This is a genomic window from Rhodococcus sp. C26F, assembly GCF_053345925.1.
The window spans coordinates 86,199-92,856 of record NZ_JBKFBA010000002.1; the positions used below are offsets into that span (position 1 = coordinate 86,199).

The following is a 6,658-nucleotide window of genomic DNA, read 5'->3' on the forward strand; positions in this document are numbered from 1 at the left end:
CGCCCCGACCCCGGAACTGCGCGCGGCCGTCGACGCGCTTCCCCCGGCCACCGAGACCCCCGGACGCGATCCGGCCCTACGGTCCGAGGCCCTGCGCCTGCCCGACCCGCAGTTCCGGTTGTGGACGACGCTGCGCCCGGTGCGCGCACTGCTGGCGGTCGTCGTGCTGTGCCTGGCGGTGGAGTCGCTGACGAGCATCGCGTTCCCGTCGCTGGTGCGGTACGCCGTCGACCGCGGAGTGACCCCGGGCGATCCGTCCCGGCTGTGGCAGGCGACCGCCGCGGGTGTGGTGCTCGCGCTGCTCGGCTGGTTCGTGGTCGCGATCCTCACGGTGCTCACCGCGCGGGCGGGCGAACGGGTGTTGTTCGGGCTGCGCGTGCGCTCGTACGCGCACCTGCAACGGCTCGGGCTCGACTACTACGAACGCGAACTGTCGGGCCGGATCATGACGCGGATGACGACCGATGTGGACGCGCTGTCGCAGTTCATCCAGACCGGCCTGTCCACCGCGGTCGTGGCGGTGCTGACGCTCACCGGTATCTCGATCGCGCTGATCGCCACCGATCTGTCGCTGGCCCTGGTGGTGCTGGCGGTGCTGCCCGTGCTGGTCGGCGCGACCCTGTGGTTCCGGAAGGTCTCCGGGACGGCGTACGCGCAGTCCCGCGAACGCATCTCCCTGGTGAACGCGGATTTCCAGGAGAACGTCACGGGTCTGCGCGCCGCCCAGGCCTACCGCAGGGAGGAAACCGCGGCGCGGCGGTTCGCCGAGCGCGCGGAGGCCTATCGGCGCAGTCGCCTGCGGTCGCAGCGGGCGATCTCGCTGTACTTCCCGTTCATCACCTTCCTGTCCGATCTGGCGCTCGCGGCGGTCGTCTTCGTCGGCGCCCGCGAGGTGGCGTCGGGCGCGGTCGGCCCCGGTGTGCTGATCGCGTTCGTGCTGTATCTGAACCTGTTGTTCGCGCCCATCCAACAGTTGTCGCAGGTCTTCGACGGTTACCAGCAGGCGCGGGTCGGTCTGCGCCGGATCGGCGACCTGCTGCGGACCGAGAGCTCGCTCGAGTCGGCCGAGGAGGGCACGGTCGCCATCACCGGGCACCTCCGCGGCGACGTCGACCTGCGGCAGGTGGGCTTCCGGTACAGCGAGGCCGATCGTGAGGCGCTGAGCGACGTGGACCTGTCGATCCCGGCCGGATCGACGGTCGCCCTGGTGGGCCGCACCGGCGCCGGGAAGTCGACGGTCGTCAAACTGCTCGCCCGGTTCTACGACCCGACCTCCGGTTCGGTGCGGGTGGACGACACCGATCTGCGCCGTTACCGCCTGCGCGACTATCGGGGCCGGCTCGGTGTGGTGCCGCAGGAGGCGCACCTCTTCACGGGCACGGTGGCGACCAACATCGCCTACGGCCGGCCCGACGCGACGCGCGAGGAGATCGAATCGGCCGCGCGCGCCGTGGGGGCGCTGGACATGATCGCGGGACTCGCCGGCGGCATGAACCATCCGGTCGGTGAGCGCGGTCAGGGTCTGTCGGCGGGCCAGCGTCAGCTCATCGCGCTCGCGCGCGCCGAACTCGTGGACCCCGATCTGCTGTTGCTCGACGAGGCCACCGCGACCCTCGATCCCGCCACCGAGAAGGCGGTGCTCGAGGCGGGTGCGCGGGTGGCCCGCTCGCGGACGGCCGTGGTCGTGGCGCACCGTCTCGCGACCGCCGCACGCGCCGATCTCGTGGTGGTCGTCGACGACGGCCGTATCGTCGAGTGCGGGCCCCACGACGAGCTCCGCCGAGCAGGAGGTCTGTACACCACTTTGTGGCAACTCGCTACCGGTGGTCTCGTTCCGGAGGAGCCCGAAGTCCTGCTCACTTCGACGACGGAAGGGTCGAACATGAGATCGTCCTCACGTTTGTAACGGGGTGCGCGCTGCGCCGATGCACCTTAGAGGGAATAATCGGCTCTCGAGAACCGTCATCGATGGAGACCCCATCGCACCAGATTGTGAGGTAGCCCACCGACATGCGCGGTCAGTTCGGATCGTCACATGCCACGGGCTAGCCTCATATTCACAGGCGCTCCGATCGGGTACCGAAGAAAGAAACGAGGCGAACAACTGCCGTGAGCAGCAGCTCTACATCACAGTTCGGACAGAACCAGTGGTTGGTTGACGAGATGTACCAGCGCTTCCAGGACGACCCTTCGTCCGTGGACGCGAGTTGGCACGAATTCCTCACCGACTATTCGCCGGAAGCCGCGGTGGCCGGAGGCACCAACGGCTCCGACACCGCCACGACCGAGAAGCCCGCGCCGAGCACAGCATCTGCGCCGAGTTCCTCCGCTTCGGCCCCCACCAAGCCTGCACCGAAGGCCGAGACCGCGTCGGCGAAGCCCGCACCGCAGGCCGAGGCCGCGCCGGCCAAGCCTGCACCGAAGGCGGAGACCAAGCCTGCGACGCAGCCGAAGGCCCAGGCCGCGCCCGCGAAGCCGGCTCCCAAGCCCGCCGCGGCCCCGTCGGGCCAGGCCACCGAGGAGAAGAAGGTTCTGCGCGGCGCCGCTGCTGCCGTTGCGAAGAACATGAACGCCTCGCTGTCGATCCCGACGGCCACCAGTGTTCGCGCGGTGCCCGCGAAGTTGATGTTCGACAACCGCATCGTCATCAACAACCACCTCGCCCGCACCCGGGGCGGCAAGGTCTCGTTCACCCACATCCTCGGTTACGCGATCGTCCAGGCGGTCAAGGCGTTCCCGAACATGAACAACCACTTCGCCGAGGTCGACGGCAAGCCGAACCTCGTCGTGCCCGCGCACACGAACCTCGGTCTCGCGATCGACCTTCCCGGCAAGAACGGCCAGCGTTCGCTGGTCGTGGCGGCCATCAAGAACTGCGAGACGATGAACTTCGCGCAGTTCTACTCGGCCTACGAGGACATCGTGCGCCGCGCCCGCGACGGCAAGCTCACCGGCGACGACTTCTCCGGCGTCACGATCTCGCTGACCAACCCGGGCGGTATCGGCACCGTGCACTCGGTCCCGCGTCTGATGCAGGGCCAGGGCGCGATCATCGGCGCCGGCGCCATGGAGTACCCGGCCGAGTTCCAGGGTGCGTCCGACGCGCGGATCGCCGAGATGGGCATCGGCAAGCTGCTGACGCTCACCTCCACCTACGACCACCGCGTGATCCAGGGCGCGGAGTCGGGTGAGTTCCTGAAGAAGATCCACGAGCTGCTCATCAGCGACGACTTCTACGACGGCATCTTCCACACCCTGCACATCCCCTACGAGCCGGTCCGCTGGCGCAAGGACGTGCCGGAAGGTCTCGTCGACAAGCACACCCGTGTGCTCGAGCTCATCGCCGCCTACCGCAGCCGCGGCCACCTCATGGCCGACACCGATCCGCTGCAGTTCGTGCGCGACAAGTTCCGGTCGCATCCCGACCTCGACGTCACGACCCACGACCTGACGCTGTGGGATCTCGATCGCGAGTTCAACGTCGGTGGCTTCCACGGCCGCCAGAAGATGAAGCTGCGCGACGTGCTGTCGGTGCTGCGCGACGCGTACTGCCGCCACGTCGGTGTCGAGTACACGCACATCCTCGAGCCCGAGCAGCAGCAGTGGCTGCAGGAGCGGGTCGAGGCGCACCACGTCAAGCCGACGGTCGCCCAGCAGAAGTACATCCTGAGCCGCCTCAACGCCGCCGAGGCGTTCGAGACGTTCCTGCAGACCAAGTACGTCGGTCAGAAGCGCTTCTCGCTCGAGGGCGCCGAGTCCGTCATCCCGATGATGGACGCGATCATCGACCAGGCCGCCGAGCACACGCTCGACGAGGTCGCCATCGCGATGCCGCACCGCGGTCGCCTGAACGTGCTCGCGAACATCGTCGGCAAGCCGTACTCGCAAATCTTCTCGGAGTTCGAGGGCAACCTGAACCCGGCCGCTGCGCACGGTTCCGGCGACGTGAAGTACCACCTCGGCGCCGAGGGCACCTACATCCAGATGTTCGGCGACAACGACATCAAGGTCTCGCTCACCGCGAACCCCTCGCACCTCGAGGCGGTCAACCCGGTGCTCGAGGGCCTCGTCCGCGCCAAGCAGGACATCCTCGACAAGGGTGAGGACGGCTTCACCGTCCTGCCGCTGCTCCTGCACGGCGACGCTGCGTTCGCCGGTCAGGGCGTCGTCGCGGAGACCCTCAACCTCGCGCTGCTGCGCGGCTACCGCACCGGCGGCACCGTGCACATCGTCGTCAACAACCAGGTCGGCTTCACCACCGCGCCGGAGCACTCGCGTTCGTCCGAGTACTGCACCGACGTGGCGAAGATGATCGGCGCGCCGATCTTCCACGTCAACGGCGACGACCCCGAGGCCTGCGTGTGGGTCGCGAAGCTCGCCGTGGACTTCCGCGAGAAGTTCCACAAGGACGTCGTCATCGACATGATCTGCTACCGCCGCCGCGGTCACAACGAGGGCGACGACCCGTCGATGACCCAGCCGGCGATGTACGACGTGATCGACACCAAGCGCAGCGTCCGCAAGAGCTACACCGAGGCCCTGATCGGCCGCGGCGACATCTCGCTCAAGGAAGCGGAAGACGCCCTGCGCGACTACCAGGGACAGCTCGAACGGGTCTTCAACGAGGTCCGCGAACTCGAGAAGTACCCGCCGGAGCCGTCGGAGTCGGTCGAGCTCGACCAGACCCCGCCGAAGCGTCTCGACACCTCCGTCGACCGGTCGGTGCTCGAGCGGATCGGCGACGCCTTCGCCGAGGCGCCCGAGGGCTTCACCGTCCACCCGCGCGTCAAGCCGGTGCTCGAGAAGCGTCGTGAGATGTCGCGCAACGGCAAGATCGACTGGGCGTTCGCCGAGCTGCTCGCGTTCGGTTCGCTGGCCGAGGAAGGTGCCCTGGTGCGCCTGGCCGGTCAGGACTCGCGTCGCGGCACGTTCACGCAGCGCCACTCGGTCATCATCGACCGCAAGACGGGCGACGAGTACAGCCCGCTCGCCTCGCTGGCCAACCAGGCCGGCAACGGCGGCCGCTTCATGGTCTACGACTCGGCGCTGACCGAGTTCGCGGGTCTGGGCTTCGAGTACGGCTACTCGGTGGGCAACCCCGACGCGCTCGTGCTGTGGGAGGCGCAGTTCGGCGACTTCGTCAACGGCGCGCAGTCCATCATCGACGAGTTCATCTCGTCCGGTGAGGCCAAGTGGGGTCAGCTCTCCGACGTCGTGCTGCTGCTGCCGCACGGCCACGAGGGCCAGGGTCCCGACCACACCTCGGGCCGTATCGAGCGCTGGCTGCAGCTGTGCGCCGAGGGTTCGATGACGGTCGCGGTTCCGTCGACCCCGGCGAGCTACTTCCACCTGCTGCGTCGCCATCACCTCGACGGCATCCGCCGCCCGCTGGTGGTGTTCACGCCGAAGTCGATGCTGCGCAACAAGGCCGCGGTCAGCAACGTCGAGGACTTCACGCAGGGCAAGTTCCGCTCGCTGCTCGAAGAGGTTCCTTACGAGGAGGGCACGGCCGACCGGTCGAAGGCCACTCGTGTGCTGCTCACCTCCGGCAAGATCTACTGGGAACTGCTGGCGAAGAAGCAGAAGGAAGGTCGTGACGACGTCGCGATCGTGCGCATCGAGCAGCTGTACCCGGTGCCGCGTCGCCGCATCGCCGAGACGCTCGAGCAGTACCCGAACGCCACCGAGTTCTTCTGGGTCCAGGAGGAGCCGGCGAACCAGGGTGCCTGGCCGTTCCTCGGCCTCGCGCTGCCGGAACTGCTGCCCGAGAAGCTCAGCGGTATCAAGCGCGTGTCGCGTCGCGCGATGTCGGCACCGTCGTCCGGCTCGAGCAAGGTCCACGCTGTCGAGCAGCAGGAGATCATCGAGAAGGCCTTCGGTCGCTAGAAGCTCCGTTTCGGATCCTTCGGGTCCTTGACGGTTCTCATGTGAGCCGGGTCGGTTCGTCCCCGCGAGGGGCGATCGACCCGGCTCACGCCTTTTCCGGTGTGTTTCGGACCGGGCACGACGGGCACCCTCCGGAGGACCCCCGATCGTGTCCTGCGAGGAGCTACCGATGGCGAATCCGACCGTGGCCGACTACCTGTTGCACCGCCTGCGCGCGTGGGGGGTGGACCACGTCTTCGGATATCCCGGCGACGGCATCAACGGGATCCTCGCCGCCTGGACGCGCACCGGCAACGATCCGGTCTTCGTGCAGTCCCGGCACGAGGAGATGAGCGCCTTCGAAGCCGTGGGCTATGCGAAGTTCACCGGCCGGCCCGGGGTGTGCATGGCGACCTCCGGCCCGGGCGCGATCCATCTGCTCAACGGCCTGTACGACGCGAAACTCGACCACGTTCCGGTGGTGGCGATCGTGGGCCAGACCGACCGTTCAGCGATGGGCGGGTCGTACCAGCAGGAAGTGGACCTGCACACGCTGTACAAGGATGTGGCGTCGGCGTTCGTGGAGACGGTGACGGTGCCCGAGCAGTTGCCGAACGTCCTCGACCGGGCGATGCGCACCGCCATCGCGTACCGCACTCCCACGGCCGTCATCATCCACGGCGACGTGCAGGAACTCGAGTACTCCCCGCCCGGCCACGAGTTCAAGATGGTGCCGTCGAGCGTCGGCTTCGACCGTCCCCGGATCGCACCGGACGACGACGCGATCCGGCGG

Annotated in this window: 3 protein-coding genes; all 3 read left to right on the forward strand. The window is 68.0% G+C overall.

The features are described 5' to 3' along the window. Window positions 1-1,906: ABC transporter ATP-binding protein (locus tag ACLBYD_RS03485; RefSeq protein ID WP_447815420.1), on the forward strand; the 1,906-nt coding region annotated here is incomplete at its 5' end. 203 nt (window positions 1,907-2,109) lie between these two features. After that, window positions 2,110-5,886, forward strand: coding sequence for a multifunctional oxoglutarate decarboxylase/oxoglutarate dehydrogenase thiamine pyrophosphate-binding subunit/dihydrolipoyllysine-residue succinyltransferase subunit (locus tag ACLBYD_RS03490; RefSeq protein WP_271036316.1), 3,777 nt, complete (start codon window positions 2,110-2,112; stop codon window positions 5,884-5,886). Window positions 5,887-6,055: 169 nt separating this feature from the next. Then, window positions 6,056-6,658, forward strand: a 603-nt coding sequence (locus tag ACLBYD_RS03495) for a thiamine pyrophosphate-binding protein (protein WP_447815421.1), incomplete at its 3' end; no start/stop codon positions are given.